The sequence below is a fragment of the Candidatus Symbiopectobacterium sp. genome (assembly GCF_020054415.1).
Lineage (GTDB): Bacteria > Pseudomonadota > Gammaproteobacteria > Enterobacterales > Enterobacteriaceae > Symbiopectobacterium.
The window spans coordinates 1-1,219 of record NZ_JAHWCO010000443.1; the positions used below are offsets into that span (position 1 = coordinate 1).

Sequence of the window (1,219 nt, forward strand, 5' to 3'; positions counted from 1 at the left end):
AACCGCGCGTTCAGTGGCTTCGTCGGCGCGGTTCTTCAGGTTCGGAACCCGGCGGTTCTGGTTAACCAGCGCATCAATGCCGCCTTCAGCAGCCAGTTCCTGATAACGGTAAAATGTATCGCGTGACACGCCCATGATCTTGCATGCTTTTGATACGTTACCGAGTTCTTCGGCGAGATTGAGCAGGCCGGCTTTGTGTTTGATAATGGGATTGTTAGTATGAAGCATGACAGTTACCTCGCGTTTTGTTTAAGGATTAGGCACCCATATCAAAACCGGTAACTCTCAACCTTTTAAGGTCCAGTGTCAGATCTAGTCGCGACTAATACATACATAATATTTAATGAGTATTTCATTGTTCATACGTCGTCCCCACGGGGTAAGGTGTTTGTCCGTACCACCAACATTGTCTAGTCAGGTGGTGAAATGCAGTAAAACCGCAAAAACCTACTGCGTCAGTTACCACATTAAATCATCGGGCACTTTAAAGTCGGCGTAAGGATCTTCTTCATCTTGCGCCTCCTGACTCAACGCACTGTGTAAAACAATACTGTTCGCATCGCGCTGCGCAATTTTTTCGGCCACGCTCGCGGGGATAATTGCGTATTGGTTCTCACCCTTGTTATCAATAACCAGACGCGCGATGGCGAGACGACCATTAATCAACTGAGTTTGCGTCAGCTTATCTACAACCAACTTTTTGATTATATTGTTGTCCGTGAAGTTAAAACAAATATCACCTTTTGCAATGTCGATTTTGTTCATCTCAATCAGTTGTTTTACCTGAGCTTTATACTCTTTAGATAACACAGCCTGTTTCTGTTGTTCGCTGAGCTGTTTATCGCGTTCAAGCTGATTTTTTTTATTTTCCTCTACCGCGGCTCTGGCTTCACGCGCCTGAACGCGTGATTTTTTGGCCGTTCTTTCAACTTTGGCCATTTTTTTGCTGGTCACCAATCCCGCTTTCAGCATCTGCTCTTGTAAGGTGAGTTTTGTCATCGTCGTTTTGAAACCGTAGAAAAATTTGTGGGATTATACCCGTGATCAGGCTTTGTTGAACAATAGGGAATAATGCTGCTATGACAAGCCTGTTTTGGATTAAAATGCTGATCGCTCCGGGATGCATCACCACGCTCTGGATTTAACATACTGATTTTACGTCAAGGGAATCCGCAGCCTTTATGGCTACGCAGCATAATATCTATTTATTCAACAAAGC

3 protein-coding genes are annotated in these 1,219 nt (G+C 44.5%); all 3 read right to left on the reverse strand.

The window, feature by feature from the left end; genetic code table 11:
* On the reverse strand, positions 1 to 228 hold a 228-nt coding region (locus tag QZ506_RS12855; RefSeq protein ID WP_291971540.1), incomplete at its 3' end, for a helix-turn-helix domain-containing protein.
* A gap of 231 nt (positions 229 to 459) precedes the next feature.
* Positions 460 to 999 carry a DUF2058 domain-containing protein gene (locus tag QZ506_RS12860; protein ID WP_291971542.1) on the reverse strand — a complete coding sequence of 180 codons (540 nt, stop codon included), beginning with the start codon at positions 997 to 999 and terminating at the stop codon, positions 460 to 462.
* Positions 996 to 1,148, reverse strand: a complete 153-nt coding sequence (locus QZ506_RS12865; protein WP_291971543.1) for a hypothetical protein — start codon at positions 1,146 to 1,148, stop codon at positions 996 to 998. Before QZ506_RS12865 ends, QZ506_RS12860 begins: the two co-directional genes overlap by 4 nt.
* Positions 1,149 to 1,219 lie beyond the last annotated feature (71 nt).

Bases quoted from the DNA above. Each gene is read 5' to 3' on its own strand.
- QZ506_RS12865 (WP_291971543.1), bottom strand. From the start codon at position 1,148: ATGTTAAATCCAGAGCGTGGTGATGCATCCCGGAGCGATCAGCATTTT.
- QZ506_RS12860 (WP_291971542.1), bottom strand. From the start codon at position 999: ATGACAAAACTCACCTTACAAGAGCAGATGCTGAAAGCGGGATTGGTG.